Raw genomic sequence first — 16,737 nt, 5'->3', positions numbered from 1 at the left:
TCTTATCGCGCATTGTGCAAGGAAAAGAGGTGCTTAGCAGGTACTTCGCCTTGCTACAGAGTTGGATATTTGCGGTTCTAACGGGACAATTGAACTATGTCTGAAAAGCCCACTCTTCGCCGTTCTCTTTCGATCCGTGACCTTGTGGTTTATGGAATGCTTTTTATTGGCATTACCGCGCCTATGGGGACCTTCGGCGTTCTAGACGCCCGTTCTGATGGGGTTACTCCGCTAGTTTTTGCCGTGGCGGCACTTGGGATGGGGGCGACGGCGTATTCGTATGCGCGGATGTCGCATGTTGTTCCCAAGGCGGGCTCGGTTTATGCCTATGCGCAAGCTGGGCTAGGGAAGTTTCCGGCATTGGCATCCGGATGGATGCTTACGCTTGACTACTTATTTATTCCGGCAATGGCGGTCTTGTTCATGGGAATAGCATTCAATGCGTTATTCCCAGCAATTCCTACCTGGGGCTTTACAGTTTGCGCGGTTGTGGCCATCACCGTGATGAACCTGTTGGGGGTGCGCTTAGCTGCGAAGGTTGGAACGTGGGTGCTGGTGGTCGAAATAATCATGCTGGCAACCTTCGTGGCTTCCGCCATTTACGTCCTGTGCACTAGTGGAGCAGTGCGCAGCGTTGGCAGTCCTATTGCGGGTTTTGGTCGGTTTGATTGGTCTGGAATGTTTGGGGCCGCTACGGTGGCGGCCTTGGCGTTCTTGGGCTTTGATGCGATTGCCTCTTTTGCGGAAGAAACTACCGGAGATACTAAGGACGTCGGTAAGGCATTGGGGGTGTGTCTAATTGTTGCTGCTGCATTATTTATTCTGCAGACCTATTTGGCGTCTTTGCTTAGCCCCTACAGTCCTGAATTCCTAAGGAGCCATCCGGAGGTACAGGGGACTGCTTTCTACGACATGCTGGATAGGCAGATAGGAACATGGCTGCATCTGCCCATCACCCTTATGAGGGCGGTTGGTCCGATTTTCTCAGCATTTGTCGCCCAGGCTGCGGCGTCTCGTCTTCTTTACGCAATGGGACGTGGGGGAGACTTGCCTACATTTCTTGGCGAGGTAGAACAGAAGGAACGAGTGCCTAAGAATGCAACGTTGTTGTCTGCGGGCGTGACGTTGGTGGTTTCGACGCTTGCTGCTTTGTCGCCTTCAGGCTTGGAAACGCTTTCAACCATGGTTACAGTTGGTGCTCTGGTTGCCTTCCTGTTCCTTCACGCTTCTGTGATTGGTTACTATGCTTTTTCGAAGGGCGAGGGCGTTCGCGCAGCAGTGATACCGGTGCTGGGGATGGCAGTTGTTCTTGTTCTTTTGATCGATGCTTCGCACACTGCACTGTTGATCGCCGCCGGATGGGCAGTACTGGGCCTACTGGCGCGGGCTGGGCGCGGCCTATTTCACAAGAAGAGTTAGTGCGGTAGCCCGCGGCAGCTCTTCTAATCGGGCGTCGCGTATTTCTGGCAGGGTTCGGGATAGCTCTAAGACCTCGTCTATGGTCAGATCTTTGCCTTCTTCGAGGAGGGCAGTAGCAAGTAGTCCACGATATTTCTTTGCCATGTGTGAGATAACTTTTTCGCGGCCATCTCGCAGCGCGCGTACTCCCACGCTGAAGAGGTTGTGGTCTGGGCCTGGCCATACTTTTGCATATGCGGCAGATCTGCAGTCTATGACGGTCTGTGAGCCGATTTGTGCATTCATGAGGTTCGCCAAGTGGTCGCGCCAAAATGAACCTAGGCTACCTAGGGTTGGCAGCTTTGTGTTTATCGAGAGGCGGTAAGCGGGGATGGCACTGAAGAGGTCGACTATGCCGAACAGTGCCGATTGGACATAAAGACCCACCTGGCTCTGGGGGCCGACATTGGCTGCTGCCTGAGCAAGATTTCCGGCTTCATACAAGACACCGGAATAGACAGTATAGGCCGGACCCGTCGCTGCTGTTCTTAGTTTGGTATTAGCTCCGACCGCGCTGGCAGCGCGGGGACCAACCCCCAACACTTCCAGCGCGTCCGGGCGCGCACTGGTTTCTATTAGTTCTGCTAGAACCTGCTCCCTAGCAGCCCTCAACTCTCTATTGAAGGGAGAGATCCTATCTAGGTCGAAGTCGGCCCCAGTGGGGGAGCTTTTGCCTTCTGAGGAAGGGAGCAGAACGATCATGTTTTGATTCTAGCTACGCTTACCGTCCAGGTTGAGGTCTTCACCGCGAAGTAGTTTTCCTGAGGCGCCGCTACCGAAGCGCTCGAGGGCGAGTCGGCCCACTAGCTGCTGATTGGTGGTAGTGCGCGACGAACGACCATTGGAGAGGAACGAGATGAGCCAGTGCAGCAAAGTTCCCACTCGCGCCTTAAACCCGGCGATGTAGAGCAAGTGCAGGAAGCACCAGGAGAGCCACGCTGGGAATCCGTGGAACTTGACTTTCCCGATGGATGCTACGGCACTAAATTTTGCGATGGTAGCCATTGAACCTTTGTCCCAATACTCAAATGGGGTTGGTTCGCCACCGGAGAGCTTGGTGATTATAGCTTTGGCGACGTACCGACCGGACTGAATCGCACCTTGTGCCACTCCGGGAACGCCTTCGCGAGACATGAGGTCTCCGACCACATAAATATCTTCGAAACCAGGCACTTGTAGACGGTCGTTTACCTTTACGCGTCCTGCGCGGTCCAGTTCTACACCAGTCGCTTCTGCTAGTTTCTGGCCGAGTGGAGAGCCCTTGACGCCAGCTGCCCAAACTTTGCAGATGGATTCTATAACTTCGGTGTTGCCGTCTTTGTCTTTGATGGTTACCGAGTCTGCATCGACATCGGTAACCATTTGGTTCATACGTATTTCGACGCCAAGTTTCTCTAGCTCTTTACGGGTTACGCCTCCCAGTTTCTCTCCGAATGCGGGCAGCGGGGTGGGCGCGCCGTCCACTAGGACAACGCGCGCATTTTCCGGATTTACTTTCCGGAATTCGTTCTTGAGGGTCCTAGATGCGAGTTCGCGAATCTGGCCAGCCATCTCTACGCCGGTGGCACCAGCGCCAACGACTACGAAAGTAAGTAGTCTACGTCGCTTTACCGGATCTTCCTCCAGTTCAGCGCGTTCGAATGCTCCGAAGATTCGGGCGCGCAGCTCCAGTGCATCATCGATTGTTTTCATACCCGGAGCGAACTTAGCAAATTGGTCGTTGCCGAAGTATGACTGACCAGCACCAGTTGCTACAACTAAATAGTCATAGTCGGTGTGGTAACGGTTTGAGTGGTTTCGCCAAATTACGGTTTTTGATTTCGCGTCGATGTCTTCGACTAATCCGAGCAATACGCGCACATTCTTTTGGCGCCGCAGAATCTCGCGAGTTGAAGGGGCAATGTGCCCAGGGGACAAGATGCCGGTTGCAACCTGGTAAAGCAGAGGTTGAAATAGGTGATGGCTGGTCTTGTCGATCAGTGTGATAGCTACGTCTTCTTTAGCGAGGGCTTTCGCCGCGAATAGGCCTCCGAATCCGGAACCGACAATGACAACGTGAGCTTTTGCCACGGGAACTCCTTTTATGGACTTATCAACATGCTACTTTTGGGCTGTAAGCACTCGCAGCGGTTTGATTGTGCCAGCTCGAGTAGGATTAATGCAAGGTGTAAGTATGTATATTTCTCGACCGGAACTAGCTATTGACCTGCAAGGCCACCGCGGTTGCGTGCAAGATGTAATTAAGGTAATGGAATTCCTATATCCATATAAACTCAAAGAAGAGTGGGACAAGGTGGGCCTTATCCTGGGGGATCCGGACTGGCCGGTCCGAAAAATTCTACTTGCAGTCGATCCTGTGCCGATAGTTGTCAAAGAGGCGATCGATCTCGAGGTGGATATGGTGATCACCCACCATCCGCTGTACTTGCGCGGCACGTCTTTCCTAGCAACGACAGATTATAAAGGTAAGGCTGTAACTGATCTACTAATGAATAGAATAGCGTTGGCTAACGCCCACACTAATGCTGATTCTGCGTCGCGGGGCGTGGCGTATGCGCTCGCCGCGGCTTTTGGCTTGAGGGAGACGAGGCCGCTCGCGCCTTCGAAGGATGATCCCACTCTTGGGCTTGGCCGAGTTGGCAGGTTGCCTGAGCCGGTAGAGCTTGCCCAGCTCGCGCGCGAAGCTGCACGGGTGTTGCCGGTGGGCAGCTCCGGAATCCTAATGTCCGGTGATCCGGCTACAAGAATCGAAACCTTTGCTGTCTCAGGGGGCGCGGGCGACTCCCTACTTGAAGCGGCAGCGCGCTCTGGCGCGCAGGCTTATCTGACAGCGGATTTGCGGCACCATCCAAGCTCCGAACATATTGAGGACGGCGGCTGTGCTTTACTTTGCGGATCGCATTACGCGACTGAATTTCCATGGCTGCCAATAGCTGCGAAGGACATTTCCGGTGAACTCGCAAAGGTAGGACTTGGTATACAGGTATATGTATCCCGTACCATTACAGATCCATGGGTCGAGTATTTTCCAGCAGAATAGAGGGGAACAATGAAGGTAGCGGCATCGGAGCAGATTAAGCTTGTAGACGTTCAAGAAATAGATCAGAAGCTCGCGAAATTGCGGCATCAGAAGAAAACTCTCCCGGAGCTGGAACAGATTCAGAAGTTGAGGGAGGAGCGGCGATCCCTGGTAGAGGCGCAAGTATCTGTAAAGACGCGTACGCATGATGCACAACGGCGCCAACGTGATGCTGAAGTAGACGTAGAGAAGGTAGTCTCCAGGCAGAATTTGCAGCAATCTCGCCTAGATTCAGGCGAGGCATCGCATAAGGAATTGTCCTCATTGCAGGGGGAGCTAAATCAGCTCGCGAGAAGGCGCGCAGAGTTGGAAGCCATCGCTCTCGAGGCCATGGAGCAGGCCGAACAGTTGCAACAGCAGGTGGATAATTCTACCGCCAAGATTACCCAGCTAGATGAACGGATTCAGGAATTTGAGCAGAAGGTCGGCGAATCTGGCCTCGACCTGGACGAGCAGATTGGCAATCTAGAGGACAAGCGCGAGGAACTGATCAGCAACATTGATCCTGATTTGGTTGCCGAATATGAACGGATTCGTGAACGCACCGGTGGTGTTGGAATAGTTTGTGTTCGGGGCCGCAATGTGGTTGATTCTCATATCGATTTCGCGCCGGCAGAGTGGGAAGAAATTCGTTCAGCTTCTCCGGACGAGCTGATCTATTCCGAGGAGTACGAATACCTTATTGTCAGGTTGCCGCAGCTCTGACTTTGCCAGGGGCTTGCATGCGCGTAAACTGTGTGGACGAGCCGGCCGGACGGTCGCGGCGTGAGTCGAGGAAAGTCCGGGCTCCACAGGACAGGGTGGTGGCTAACGGCCACCCGGGGTAACCCGCGGGCTAGTGCCACAGAAAAAATACCGCCTATAGACAACGTCTAGTAGGTAAGGGTGAAAAGGCGAGGTAAGAGCTCACCGCGCGGCAGGTGACTGAAGCGGCATGGTAAACCCCACCCGGAGCAAGACCAAGTAGCAAGGAAGGTGGTCCGCTTACCCTTGCAGGTAGGTTGCTAGATCCTGTCGGCAACGACAGGGGTAGATGGATGGCCGTCGCCTCTCAATGAGGTACAGAACCCGGCTTATAGGCCGGCTCAAAAATATGGGTTGTGGGGAACCTGCAGGTTCCCCACAACCCATATTTTTATTTGTCTTTTGCAGCTAGGATCGCTGCGCCGACTATTCCAGCAGTATTACGTAGCTCGGCCGGTTTTATGGGAGTCTTCAAATCCAGTTTCGGAAGGAACTTCTCGTGATGTCGTGATACTCCGCCGCCCACAACGAAAAGGTCAGGGGTGAAGAGCATCTGCAAAGTGGAGTAGTACTTCTGTAACCGTTTTGCCCATTTATCCCAAGAAAGCTTTTTCTTTTCGCGTACTGAGGCAGCAGCCTTTTGCTCAGCATCATGACCATCAATTTCGATATGCCCGAGCTCGGTGTTCGGCACTAGCACTCCGTCTACTACTAGGGCAGAACCGATGCCGGTGCCTAGAGTGGTCACAATTACAACACCATGATTATCTTTTGCGGCACCGTATGCGACCTCGGCGTAGCCAGCGGCATCCGCATCATTTACTGATCTCACCTTATAGCCGGTGTACTTCTCGATTGCGTCGCAGACATTTACACCTACCCACGACTGGTCAAGATTTGCCATAAACATGACCGTGCCGTGGCGCTGTGGTGCCGGTAAGGCAACCCCAATCGGGGTGCCCTCCGGTACTTCGCACTTGCGAATTAGCTCGCCTATTACTTCCGCTACTGCTTTTGGCGTCGCGGGAATCGGAGTCTTAATCTTCTGGCGTTCCTGGGCTAACTCGCCGGTTTCTAGGTCTACCAAAGCTCCTTTGATGCCGGAACCGCCTACGTCAACTCCGAATGCAAGCGCCATTGATTGCCCTTTCTAGTTCTGCGTCGGCAAGGTCAGGATCTCGGCCCCGTCCTCAGTCACAACGATCGTGTGCTCAAACTGTGCGGTGCGGGAACGATCAGCTGTAACAACTGTCCAGTCGTCGTCCCATTGTTTCCAATCAATACTACCCAAAGTGAGCATGGGTTCGATGGTGAACACCATCCCTACTTCCATCACTTCGTTAGCGCCCGGCGAAGCATCGTAGTGGGGGACGATTAGTCCTGAATGGAATGCTTCCCCAACTCCGTGGCCGGTATAGTCGCGAACTACTCCGTAATCGAAGCGCTTAGCGTAAGACTCAATTACCCTTCCAATGACGTTGATTTCGCGTCCCGGCTTTACGGCCTTTATGCCGCGCATCATTGCTTTTTCTGTGCGCTCGATTAGTAGCCTAGACTCCTCGTCTACATTACCTACCTCGACCATTGCACAGGTATCGCCGTGGACTCCGTTCTTGTAGGCGGTGACATCGAGGTTCACGATGTCGCCATCTTCGAGTGGGCGATCATCCGGAATGCCGTGGCAAATTACCTCATTTACTGAAGTGCAAATAGATTTGGGGAATCCCATGTAACCCAGGCAGGACGGGTAGGCATCGTGGTCGATAATGTATTGGTGGGCTATTTTATCTAGCTCATCTGTAGTAACACCGGGGGCAACGGCCTTGGCTGCTTCGGCGAGCGCATCGGCAGCGATGCGTCCTGCAATTCGAATCTTCTCTACGGTCTCTGGATCCTTGGTGTCAGAGGCAGTTACGACCTCTGGGCCATCATGGAACATGTACTCAGGGCGTTCAATGTGTCCGGGTACTGCGAGCCTCGGAGAAAGCTGGCCCGCCTTGGTGTTTCCTAAGGGTGCACGGTTAGCAAGATTATTCATGCTCCCATTCTAAAGCCCCATAGGGGCGGACTGAATTCATAAGCAGGCCCCTGTCGCGGTAACCTTGGTGTGCAAAGGAACTTGGTGGAGGAAAAGTTTTTATGACTAGCCAGCTCACCCCATTAGATGGGCCAGGTATTGAGGCTGCGGTTAAGGAAGCACTGGAAGCTTTCGCAGCAGCTACTGATCTAGAAGAATTGAAGGCTCTGAAGGCGCAACATATTGGCGATGGTTCTCCAATCGCGTCGGCCAATCGCATGATGCGAGAGGTGCCGAAGGAGCAAAAGGCCGAGGCGGGAAAGCGCATGGGTGCAGCCCGTGGCGCCGTGCAAAGTGCATTTGCTAAGAGGAATGAAGAACTTGCGCGGGAGGCTGAAGAGCGTGCACTCGCACAGGAAGTAGTGGATGTTACGGTGCCTACCGACCGTTCACTAACGGGAGCCCGTCACCCACTAGAAACGCTCATGGAACAAATATCCGACTTCTTCGTCTCGATGGGGTGGGATATTGCAGATGGTCCTGAAATTGAGCACGAATGGTTCAATTTTGACGCGCTCAACTTCGATATTGATCATCCGGCCCGGCAGATGCAGGATACTTTTTACGTCGATGGGACCTCTATTGGCGGACAATCTGTGCGCGAGGGAAACCTAGTCATGCGTACTCATACTTCCCCGGTGCAAGCTCGAGTGCTTCTCGATAAAGAGCCGCCCGTTTACGTTGCCTGCCCAGGCAAGGTCTTCCGATCCGATGAGCTGGATGCTACTCACACGCCAGTGTTCCACCAGGTTGAAGGTTTGGCAGTTGACAAGGGCATCACTATGGCTCATCTGAAGGGGACGTTGGACCACTTTGCCAAGACGATGTTCGGCCCGGAGGCAAAGACTCGGTTGCGTCCCTCATACTTCCCATTTACCGAGCCAAGTGCCGAAATGGACCTGTGGTTCCCGCAGAAGAAGGGGGGCGCCGGCTGGATCGAGTGGGGCGGTTGTGGCATGGTCAATCCCAATGTCTTACGCGCCTGCGGTATCGATCCCGACGTCTATACGGGATTCGCATTCGGCATGGGAATTGAGCGTACATTGATGCTGCAGCATGGAATTGCTGACATGCATGACATTGTCGAGGGCGACGTCCGTTTCTCGAGTCAATTTGGTACTACCGGAAGGGGCAATTGATGCCGTACGTAACTTTGGATTGGCTTGGCGAGCACACCAAGATCGCCGAAGGAACAGATGCAGCTCAACTTGCAGCTGATCTGGTGAAGGTGGGTATCGAAGAAGAAGAGATCCATGCCTCGCAGGTGCAGGGTCCGCTGGTAGTGGGCAAGGTGCTGACTCAGGAGCCAAAGGAACAGAAGAACGGCAAGGTTATCAACTACTGCCGTGTAGACGTCGGGGTACACAACGACGCTCCCGGTGAGGGCAAAGAACCGTCGGATCTGCCTTCGCGGGGGATCATCTGCGGCGCGCATAACTTTGGTCCGGGTGACCTGGTTGCTGTTGTGTTGCCTGGAGCGGTCCTTCCGGGTCCATTTTCTATTAGCTCTAGGAAGACTTACGGACACATCTCTGACGGCATGATCTGCTCTGAGCGCGAGCTGGGGCTTTCGAATGAACATAATGGCATTCTGGTGCTTACAGAACGCTATTCTCCGGAGCAGATACCTGAGCCAGGCGAGTCGTTAATGGATCTGTTTGGCTTCGGCGAAGAGATCTTGGAAGTGAACGTCACCCCTGATAGGGGCTATTGTTTCTCGATGCGTGGTCTTGCCAGGGAATACTCTCATTCCACAGGGCAGCCGTTTGAGGACCCAGGTATTGCTCCCGTGCCGGAGGCTGATGGTAAGGGATTCAGCGTAAAGATCTCGGACCAGAACCCCATTCGCGGGAACATTGGTTGCGATCGTTTCGTAACGCGCGTGGTGCGTGGCGTCGATCCGCAGGCAAAGACTCCTGAGTGGATGGTTCATCGTCTAGAGGTAGCTGGGATGCGCTCGCTTTCTTTGCCCGTAGACGTCACTAACTACGTGATGATGGATCTTGGACAGCCAATGCACGCATACGATCTGTCTAAGGTAGACGAGGCTTTGCACGTGCGTCGCGCTAAGGCAGGCGAGAGCCTAACTACTCTTGACGAGGTAAAGCGCGAATTGGATCCCGAAGACCTACTTATCTGTGACGGTGCGCAGGGAAACCGAGTGCTTGCCATTGCAGGTGTGATGGGTGGTGCGGATACCGAGGTCGAGGAGGGCACCACCGATGTGTTGCTCGAAGCAGCCCACTTTGACGCAGTGTCTATTGCGCGCTCCTCGCGGCGGCACAAGCTACCTACCGAAGCCGCAAAACGCTTCGAGCGCGGGGTGGACCCACAGCTGCAGGCGGTAGCCGCTCAGCGCGCGGTTGATCTGTTGGTCGAGTACGGTCACGGAGAAGCAGACAGTCATATTACTGATCTGAACAACGTTCCTGAGCCGACCCCGATTGCTATGGGCCAGTCGTATCCTTCCAGGCTCACGGGCGTCGATTACGGTGTTGGCCGAATAACTGAGCTGCTCGAGATGATTGGTGCGCAGGTAGATCAGGATGGGGACCAGCTTCGTGTTACTGCGCCGTCGTGGCGTCCCGATCTTACCGGGCCGGCGGATTTGGTAGAAGAGATCGCTCGTTTGGATGGCTACGACAAGATTGAGTCGATTGTGCCGCATGCTCCGGCAGGAACTGGCCTTTCTTTCTCTCAGGCTGTCCGTCGCGATGTGCAAAACGGTCTCGCTGCTTCTGGTCTTACCCAGGTGCTGTCGTACCCGTTCGTAGGGGATGCTTTTGATAGGCAGCGCCTAGAGGAGCAGGATTCGCGCAGGGATGCGGTGAAGCTTGCTAACCCGCTGGCCGCTGATCATCCTTATCTGCGTACTTCAATTCTCGATTCGCTCCTGCCTGTGGCGGAACTGAATATCGCCCGTGGCACTGAATCTCTAGCAATCTTCGAGGTAGGAAAGGTCTACTTCGCTAAGGGAACTGTGCCTGCGTCACTGCCAAGGGCAGATAAAAGGCCGGATGAGCAAACCATTGCCGCCCTACACAAGGGGGTACCGAGCCAGCCGCAGCACGTCGGGATAATTCTTGCCGGTCAGGCAGGGCCAACCGGTGTTCTCGGGAGCGTCCGTAATTTTGACTGGGCAGATGGAATTGAGCTGGCGCGCAGTATTTGCCGCATTGCCGGGGTGCAAATGGACGTTGAGGCACTCGCCGAATTGCCCGAACCGTTCCATCCAGGCCGAGTCGCACGGCTGAGTGTAGAAGGTAAGGAAATTGGTCGAGCAGGTGAATTGCACCCGCAGGTAGTGACTGAGTATCACTTGCCTGCCCGCGCAGTTGCTTGTGAGCTAGACCTGTCGGCTGTTTTGCAGAAGGCTTCGCAAGAGCCTAAGCAGGTTAAAGCTGTCTCTACCTTCCCGCCTTCGAAGGAAGATATTGCGCTCGTAGTGGATGAATCTCTTCCTGCCGAGGACGTAGCACAGCTCATTCGTACTTTGCTTGGTGATGTTTGTGAAGAAGTACGCCTCTTCGATATTTACCGTGGTGCGAACATTGGGGAAGGGAAGAAGTCGCTTGCCTTCTCGATGAAGATGCGCGCTGCGGATCGCACGCTGACAGCGGAAGAAACAGCTTCTTTGCGTAAGCGAATAGTGAAGAAGGCTGGCAAGAAGTTTGGAGCTGAGCTTCGTAGCTAGTTTGCTTAGGTAAGAGGACCCAAGAGCAAGATTCCGCGCCCCGGCTGGGGGCGCGGAATTTCATTTATTGGGACTTTTTATTACGCAATATCGAAACTTTGGAGCGATACTTAACGCATGAAGACGTTAGTAGCAGTTGCGACAAAACATGGTTCCACAGGTGAAATCGGTGACGTCATCGTCGATGAGCTGCGAAACGCAGGTCACGAGGCAAAACGGGTTGATCCAGGTAAAGTCCGCGACCTATCCGGCATTGACGCCGTAGTCTTGGGTAGTGCGGTATACATGACTCAGTGGCTCGAAGGGGCAGGTGATTTTGCAAAGAAGTTCGGTGAAGAGCTTCGCACATTGCCTATGTGGGCATTCTCGGTCGGTCTTTCGGGGGTTCCTAAGGGCAATGTCCAAGATCCCTCCAGGGTAGGGCCAGTTCTTCTGTCTATGGAACCGATCGATTATGTCACCTTCAAGGGCAAGTTGGATCCCACTGTGCTGAATTTGCGTGAACGTACCGTTGCCCGTCTTGGCGGTGCTTTAGAGGGCGATTTCCGCGAGTGGGAACGCATCCGCAAGTGGGCTCAGCAGGTGGCTTCTAAGCTTGATGAGCTCGAAGCCAAGAAGAATTAGCAGTTAGTAATACTCGAAGGTGGGCGGCTTTGGCCGTCCACCTTGGTTTAACCTCATTGTCATGATTATGCGTAATAATGTATAGTTATGCGCACAGTCTTTCTGAAGGAGATACGCGAATGGGACAGGTTAGGCCAGGAACTAAAGCTGCGCGTAGGGCAGCGATTGCCGAGATCTTTGCATCGGAAACTATTGGATCTCAATCTGAGCTCCGTGATGCTCTAGGGGCCCGTGGAATCACTACTACTCAGGCAACCTTGTCTCGAGACCTGGTCGAGATGCATGCGACAAAGGTTCGTAACGAATCGGGGGACTATGTTTACGGTCTCTCGACTACCCGGGTTGTGCCTGGAGAGGTATCTACAGAATCGGGTGAAGTGAGGCTCCGACGATGGAGCCAAGACCTAGTGGTGGCAGCTACGGCCGTGGCCCATCAGGTGGTTCTTAGGACGCCTGCTGGTGCTGCCCAGCTGCTTGCTTCTGCCATCGATGGGGCGATGCTTGAAGGCGTGGTGGGCTGTGTTGCGGGCGATGACACCGTCCTCATCATCTGTGTCGATCCGGAGCAAGCCGAAGAAGTGACCCAATATCTAATGAATTTCGCAGAGTCGCGTGGAACTGAAAATTGAGGGGGAGTATGAGATGTCAAAGAAAAGGATTGTATTAGCCTATTCCGGTGGCCTAGATACCTCGGTAGCGATCGGCTGGATTGGTGAACAAACTGGAGCCGAGGTTATTGCCGTTGCAGTCGATGTCGGCCAGGGCGGGGAAGACCTCGAGGTAATCAGACAGAGGGCGTTGGATTGCGGAGCGGTGGAAGCTTACGTCGCTGATGCTAAAGAAGAATTTGCTTCCGAATACTGCATGCCTGCTCTGCAGGCAAACGCGTTGTACCAAGATAAATATCCGCTGGTGTCGGCCATTTCTAGGCCGCTAATTGTGAAGCATCTTGTTCGTGCAGCTAGGCAGTTTGGCGCTGACACGATGGCGCATGGGTGCACCGGCAAGGGAAATGACCAGGTTAGGTTTGAGGTCTCCTTTACCTCTATGGCTCCCGATCTCAGTTGTATCTCTCCGGTGCGGGATCTAGCACTGACGCGGGACGTGGCGATTGAATATGGCCAGGAGCACCAGCTGCCCATTGAAACAACGAAACACAATCCGTTCTCAATCGATCAAAACGTGTGGGGCAGGGCTGTAGAGACAGGATTTTTGGAGGATCTGTGGAACGCGCCCACTAAAGATGTTTATACCTACACGGATGATCCCACTTACCCGCCGCTTCCCGACGAGTTAGTCATCTCATTCGAGAAGGGAATTCCCGTTGCTATTGACGGAAATCTAATGAATCCGCTTCAGATTATTCAGGAATTGAATACCAGGGCGGGAGCCCAGGGGATAGGTCGAATCGATATTGTCGAGGACCGCCTGGTGGGCATCAAGTCCAGAGAGATTTACGAGGCTCCCGGTGCGATCGCGCTGATCGAAGCTCACAGAGAACTAGAGAATGTCACCATCGAGCGCGAGCAGGCGCGATTCAAGAGACAGGTGGATCGGCGCTGGGCAGAGCTGGTCTATGACGCCCAGTGGTTTAGTCCGTTAAAGAAATCTTTGGATGCTTTTATCAAAGACACGCAAACCTATGTGACTGGGGATATTCGCCTACAACTACATGGGGGTAGGGCTACTGTGACTGGGCGTCGTTCGGAGTCTTCGCTCTACGATTTCAATCTGGCAACTTACGAGACTGGGGATACGTTTGACCAGTCCTATGCTAAGGGGTTCATTGAAATCTACGGGTTGCCGGCGAAGCTAGCTGCGGCTCGTGACGTGAAGTTTGGGCACGGCGTGGATTTCGGTATAGGCAATTTGTAGGGTGCATCGATGCAAGAAAAGAAGATAAGTCTATGGGGAGGTAGATTTTCGGGTCAGCCTTCTGAGGCACTGGACGCATTGTCTCGATCTACGCATTTTGACTGGCGGTTGGCACCTTACGACATTGCTGGCTCACTTGCGCATGCGAGGGAACTACACCGAGTAGGACTCTTGACTGACTTAGAACACTCCCAGATGGAAGAAGCTCTTTTGACATTGCGAGAGCGGGTTCTAGCTGGCACCTTTGTTCCGCTGGCGTCGGACGAGGACGTGCATACCGCCCTCGAGAGGGGGCTCCTTGAGATTGCGGGCGATGAGCTCGGTGGGAAACTGCGTGCTGGTAGATCCAGAAATGACCAGATTGCTACTCTGATCCGAATGTATCTGCGTGAGCAGGCAACACATCTTCACGGACGGGTGCTGGATCTCGTGGACTCGCTAATTGAGCAGGCCGAGCGTGTTGGGGACGCGATTATGCCGGGGCGCACTCACATGCAACATGCTCAACCCGTATTGGTAGCCCACCAATTGCTAGCCCATGTCTGGCCGTTGCTGCGTGATCTGGGCCGATTCCGAGACTGGGATAGCCGAGCGCAATATTCTCCGTACGGGGGAGGGGCGCTTGCAGGCAATACCTTGGGACTGGATGCTTCGAATATTGCAGATGAACTCGGGTTTGCTGCTCCTTGCAAGAATTCCATAGACGGTACAGCTAGCCGCGATGTCGTCTCGGAGTTCTCTTTTATCTGCGCGCAGATAGGTATTGATCTATCACGCCTGGCAGAAGAGATAATTACTTGGAATACCGTGGAGTTCGGATATGTCACGCTTGCTGACTCGTTCTCTACTGGATCCTCGATTATGCCGCAGAAGAAGAATCCTGACGTAGCTGAGCTTGCTCGCGGGAAGGCAGGCAGACTTATTGGGGATTTGCAGACCTTGCTGGTTGTATTGAAAGGAATTCCCCTGGCTTACGACCGGGATCTGCAAGAGGACAAAGAACCGGTATTCGACCAGATAGACACGTTGGATGTCCTGTTGCCAGCTATGGCTGGAATGGTTAGGACGATGACTCTTCATACTGATCGAATGGGCTACCTGGCTCCGCGGGGTTTTTCGCTGGCGACAGATGTCGCTGAATGGCTGGTGCGCCAAGGTATGGCCTTTAGGAACGCGCATTCCATTTCGGGGCGATGCGTTGCACTTGCTGATGCAACCGGCCGTGAGCTGTGGGAGCTGACGGATAAGGAATTCCAGACTATTTCTCCTGCTTTGACACCCGAGCTAAGGGCTGTACTCAGCGCGAAAGGCTCGGTGACCTCTCGTAATGGGGTGGGTGGTACAGCACCTTGTCGAGTTGCAGAACAGTTGCTTGAGGCAAAGCAACTGGCAAAGTGTTTTCGGGCCGAATAGCGAATATCTTTGCTGTGGAGTTGGCATTTAGCTACTTCTATGCGAGAAACTACTAAGAGAATAAGAAACCATTTTCTGGAAGGAATGACAGTGACGGATATTATCGACGAGCTGCAATGGCGTGGTCTCATCGCCCAGCACACGGATTTAGAAGAACTGCGCAAGACCCTGGCGCAGGGACCTGTCACTTTCTATTGTGGTTTCGATCCTACTGCTGCATCGCTCCACCACGGGCATCTGGTGCAGGTGCTTATGATGCGTCATTTGCAAAATGCCGGGCATAAGCCGATTGCACTTGTCGGGGGAGCGACCGGACTCATTGGCGATCCTAGAATGAAGGGCGAGCGTACTCTCCAGTCACGCGAGGTCGTGGAAGGTTGGGTAGAGCGGTTGCGCGGTCAGATCGCTCACTTCCTGTCTTTCGAGGGCGACAATGCGGCAGTCATGGTGAATAACCTTGATTGGACCAGTGAGCTCTCGGCGATCGATCTGCTAAGAGACCTGGGGAAGAATTTCCGCATGGGGGCCATGCTCTCGAAGGATGCGGTAGCGAGGCGCTTAAAGTCCGAAGAAGGTATTTCCTACACGGAGTTCTCCTACCAGATTTTGCAGGCGAATGACTTCTTGCAGCTGTTTGAGCGCTACGGCTGCACCCTGGAGACTGGTGGCAACGACCAGTGGGGTAATTTGGTCGGTGGCATGGACCTGATCCGTAAGGTGAAGGGCGAATCCGTACACGTTATGACTACGCCGCTCATTACTAAGGCGGATGGAACGAAGTTTGGCAAATCTGAGGGCGGGGCTATTTGGCTAGATCCCGAAATGATGTCACCCTACGCCTTCTATCAGTTCTGGCTTACTGCCGAGGACGCAGACGTAATTCGTTTCTTGAAGGTGTTTACATTCAAGTCTCGCGAGGAAATTGAAGAGCTAGAGAAGCTGACTGCGGAGAAGCCTCAATTGCGGGCGGCCCAAAAGGAGCTTGCAGAATCCGTAACCCGACTTGTCCATGGCGATGAAGTAACGGATCAGGTTCTTGCTGCTACTGAAGCTCTGTGGGGTAAGGGCGATCTGGCATCGATCGATGCGTCGACTCTAGCTTCGGCTACAGAGTCCCTTCCGGCAACTGAACTTGAAGTAGGCACCTCCACAATTGTCGATCTTCTAGTTGGTACAGGATTAGAGAAGGGGAAGGGAGCCGCCCGGAGGACGATCAAGTCCGGTGGCGCTTACCTGAATAATCAGAAGGTAGAGGACGTCGATTATGTGATCGCCGAAACAGATCTGCTATCTGGCGGAAAGGTGCTAGTGCGCAAGGGGAAGCGAAATCTGGCTGTAGCGACGGCAGAATAGAGTATTACCCCAGTTCAGGCGCGGTGTGTTCAGGCTCACCGTGCCTGAATTTTGTATTCTGGGGTAGTAGCTGCTTATAGTATTACCCGTTGCGGTTCGCCGCGACGGACAAGGGAATAAATCTTCTGCGAGAATCTACTTGACAAGCTTCAGGGAATTCTTCTAGGATAGATTCCCGTGCTGCGGAACTGCAGCGTCCCAACTTCTAATTCTAGAGGTTCGTGGTGTGGTTGTTTTTGTTCTCGATAGTGTGTTTTTGTTTTTGCTCTTTTTTGTGTGTGGGCTTTGCGCAACTGTTTTGGTTGTGTTTGGTCTTTTTTTGTTTTTTTGGTTGGGATTGCCCTTTTTGGGGTGTTTTCTGAATGTTTTTGTTTGGAGAGTTTGATCCTGGCTCAGGACGAACGCTGACGGCGTGCTTAA

General features: G+C 53.6%; 15 protein-coding genes and 1 other RNA gene. 11 read left to right on the top strand and 5 right to left on the bottom strand.

Features of this window, described 5'->3' with window-relative positions:
* The first annotated feature begins 96 nt into the window (after window positions 1-96).
* Complete coding sequence (locus tag QP400_RS09145; RefSeq protein WP_004806315.1) at window positions 97-1,419, top strand: APC family permease; 1,323 nt, start codon at window positions 97-99, stop codon at window positions 1,417-1,419.
* Here QP400_RS09145 and QP400_RS09140 read toward each other — a convergent pair.
* Together QP400_RS09140 and QP400_RS09135 are read right to left on the bottom strand one after the other, a co-directional pair.
* Complete coding sequence (locus QP400_RS09140) at window positions 1,399-2,160, bottom strand: YaaA family protein (RefSeq protein WP_004806317.1); 762 nt, start codon at window positions 2,158-2,160, stop codon at window positions 1,399-1,401. The two genes, QP400_RS09145 and QP400_RS09140, sit on opposite strands and share 21 nt — an antisense overlap.
* A gap of 9 nt (window positions 2,161-2,169) precedes the next feature.
* A complete protein-coding gene (locus QP400_RS09135) occupies window positions 2,170-3,528 on the bottom strand; it encodes an NAD(P)/FAD-dependent oxidoreductase (RefSeq protein WP_004806320.1) in 1,359 nt (452 codons plus the stop codon).
* A 103-nt stretch (window positions 3,529-3,631) separates the two neighbouring features.
* On the opposite strand from QP400_RS09135, the gene QP400_RS09130 reads away from it, so the two are divergent.
* From QP400_RS09130 to rnpB, 3 genes are all read left to right on the top strand, one after another.
* Window positions 3,632-4,498 (top strand): Nif3-like dinuclear metal center hexameric protein, encoded by an 867-nt coding sequence (locus tag QP400_RS09130; RefSeq protein ID WP_065420872.1) that lies wholly within the window; start codon window positions 3,632-3,634, stop codon window positions 4,496-4,498.
* A gap of 9 nt (window positions 4,499-4,507) precedes the next feature.
* Complete coding sequence (locus QP400_RS09125) at window positions 4,508-5,242, top strand: zinc ribbon domain-containing protein (protein WP_004806325.1); 735 nt, start codon at window positions 4,508-4,510, stop codon at window positions 5,240-5,242.
* A 37-nt stretch (window positions 5,243-5,279) separates the two neighbouring features.
* Window positions 5,280-5,629: RNase P RNA component class A (gene rnpB, locus QP400_RS09120), an RNA gene on the top strand.
* Between the two features lie 43 nt (window positions 5,630-5,672).
* On the opposite strand, the gene ppgK is transcribed toward rnpB, so the two are convergent.
* Together ppgK and map are read right to left on the bottom strand one after the other, a co-directional pair.
* Window positions 5,673-6,419, bottom strand: coding sequence for a polyphosphate--glucose phosphotransferase (gene ppgK, locus QP400_RS09115; protein WP_004806327.1), 747 nt, complete (start codon window positions 6,417-6,419; stop codon window positions 5,673-5,675).
* 12 nt (window positions 6,420-6,431) lie between these two features.
* A complete protein-coding gene (gene map, locus QP400_RS09110) occupies window positions 6,432-7,319 on the bottom strand; it encodes a type I methionyl aminopeptidase (RefSeq protein ID WP_004806328.1) in 888 nt (295 codons plus the stop codon).
* 101 nt (window positions 7,320-7,420) lie between these two features.
* Between map and pheS the strand changes: the two genes are divergently transcribed.
* The 7 genes from pheS to tyrS all read left to right on the top strand — a co-directional run bounded on the left by pheS (window position 7,421) and on the right by tyrS (window position 16,317).
* Window positions 7,421-8,497, top strand: a complete 1,077-nt coding sequence (gene pheS / locus QP400_RS09105) for a phenylalanine--tRNA ligase subunit alpha (RefSeq protein ID WP_004806330.1) — start codon at window positions 7,421-7,423, stop codon at window positions 8,495-8,497.
* Window positions 8,497-11,052 (top strand): phenylalanine--tRNA ligase subunit beta, encoded by a 2,556-nt coding sequence (gene pheT, locus QP400_RS09100; RefSeq protein ID WP_004806332.1) that lies wholly within the window; start codon window positions 8,497-8,499, stop codon window positions 11,050-11,052. The genes pheS and pheT overlap by 1 nt, the downstream gene beginning before the upstream one ends.
* 117 nt (window positions 11,053-11,169) lie before the next feature.
* Complete coding sequence (locus QP400_RS09095) at window positions 11,170-11,676, top strand: flavodoxin domain-containing protein (RefSeq protein ID WP_004806334.1); 507 nt, start codon at window positions 11,170-11,172, stop codon at window positions 11,674-11,676.
* Window positions 11,677-11,795: 119 nt separating this feature from the next.
* The gene (locus tag QP400_RS09090) at window positions 11,796-12,305 is read left to right on the top strand and encodes an arginine repressor (RefSeq protein ID WP_004806336.1); all 510 of its coding nucleotides are present in this window, start codon (window positions 11,796-11,798) and stop codon (window positions 12,303-12,305) included.
* Window positions 12,306-12,318: 13 nt separating this feature from the next.
* Window positions 12,319-13,551, top strand: coding sequence for an argininosuccinate synthase (locus tag QP400_RS09085; RefSeq protein ID WP_040315060.1), 1,233 nt, complete (start codon window positions 12,319-12,321; stop codon window positions 13,549-13,551).
* Window positions 13,552-13,560: 9 nt separating this feature from the next.
* Entirely contained in the window at window positions 13,561-14,964 is a 1,404-nt protein-coding gene (gene argH / locus QP400_RS09080) for an argininosuccinate lyase (protein WP_004806340.1), read from the top strand.
* Window positions 14,965-15,054: 90 nt separating this feature from the next.
* The gene (gene tyrS / locus QP400_RS09075) at window positions 15,055-16,317 is read left to right on the top strand and encodes a tyrosine--tRNA ligase (protein ID WP_004806341.1); all 1,263 of its coding nucleotides are present in this window, start codon (window positions 15,055-15,057) and stop codon (window positions 16,315-16,317) included.
* A 211-nt stretch (window positions 16,318-16,528) separates the two neighbouring features.
* On the opposite strand, the gene QP400_RS09070 is transcribed toward tyrS, so the two are convergent.
* Window positions 16,529-16,737 (bottom strand): hypothetical protein (locus QP400_RS09070; protein ID WP_285444631.1); only part of this gene is annotated, 209 nt, incomplete at its 5' end.

The organism is Winkia sp. UMB3158, assembly GCF_030217145.1.
GTDB lineage: Bacteria > Actinomycetota > Actinomycetes > Actinomycetales > Actinomycetaceae > Winkia > Winkia anitrata.
This window is presented reverse-complemented; position numbering and strand designations above follow the sequence as displayed.

Bases quoted from the DNA above. Each gene is read 5' to 3' on its own strand.
- QP400_RS09145 (WP_004806315.1), top strand. From the start codon at position 97: ATGTCTGAAAAGCCCACTCTTCGCCGTTCTCTTTCGATCCGTGACCTT.
- QP400_RS09140 (WP_004806317.1), bottom strand. From the start codon at position 2,160: ATGATCGTTCTGCTCCCTTCCTCAGAAGGCAAAAGCTCCCCCACTGGG.
- QP400_RS09130 (WP_065420872.1), top strand. From the start codon at position 3,632: ATGTATATTTCTCGACCGGAACTAGCTATTGACCTGCAAGGCCACCGC.
- QP400_RS09125 (WP_004806325.1), top strand. From the start codon at position 4,508: ATGAAGGTAGCGGCATCGGAGCAGATTAAGCTTGTAGACGTTCAAGAA.
- ppgK (WP_004806327.1), bottom strand. From the start codon at position 6,419: ATGGCGCTTGCATTCGGAGTTGACGTAGGCGGTTCCGGCATCAAAGGA.
- map (WP_004806328.1), bottom strand. From the start codon at position 7,319: ATGAATAATCTTGCTAACCGTGCACCCTTAGGAAACACCAAGGCGGGC.
- pheS (WP_004806330.1), top strand. From the start codon at position 7,421: ATGACTAGCCAGCTCACCCCATTAGATGGGCCAGGTATTGAGGCTGCG.
- pheT (WP_004806332.1), top strand. From the start codon at position 8,497: ATGCCGTACGTAACTTTGGATTGGCTTGGCGAGCACACCAAGATCGCC.
- QP400_RS09095 (WP_004806334.1), top strand. From the start codon at position 11,170: ATGAAGACGTTAGTAGCAGTTGCGACAAAACATGGTTCCACAGGTGAA.
- QP400_RS09090 (WP_004806336.1), top strand. From the start codon at position 11,796: ATGGGACAGGTTAGGCCAGGAACTAAAGCTGCGCGTAGGGCAGCGATT.
- QP400_RS09085 (WP_040315060.1), top strand. From the start codon at position 12,319: ATGTCAAAGAAAAGGATTGTATTAGCCTATTCCGGTGGCCTAGATACC.
- argH (WP_004806340.1), top strand. From the start codon at position 13,561: ATGCAAGAAAAGAAGATAAGTCTATGGGGAGGTAGATTTTCGGGTCAG.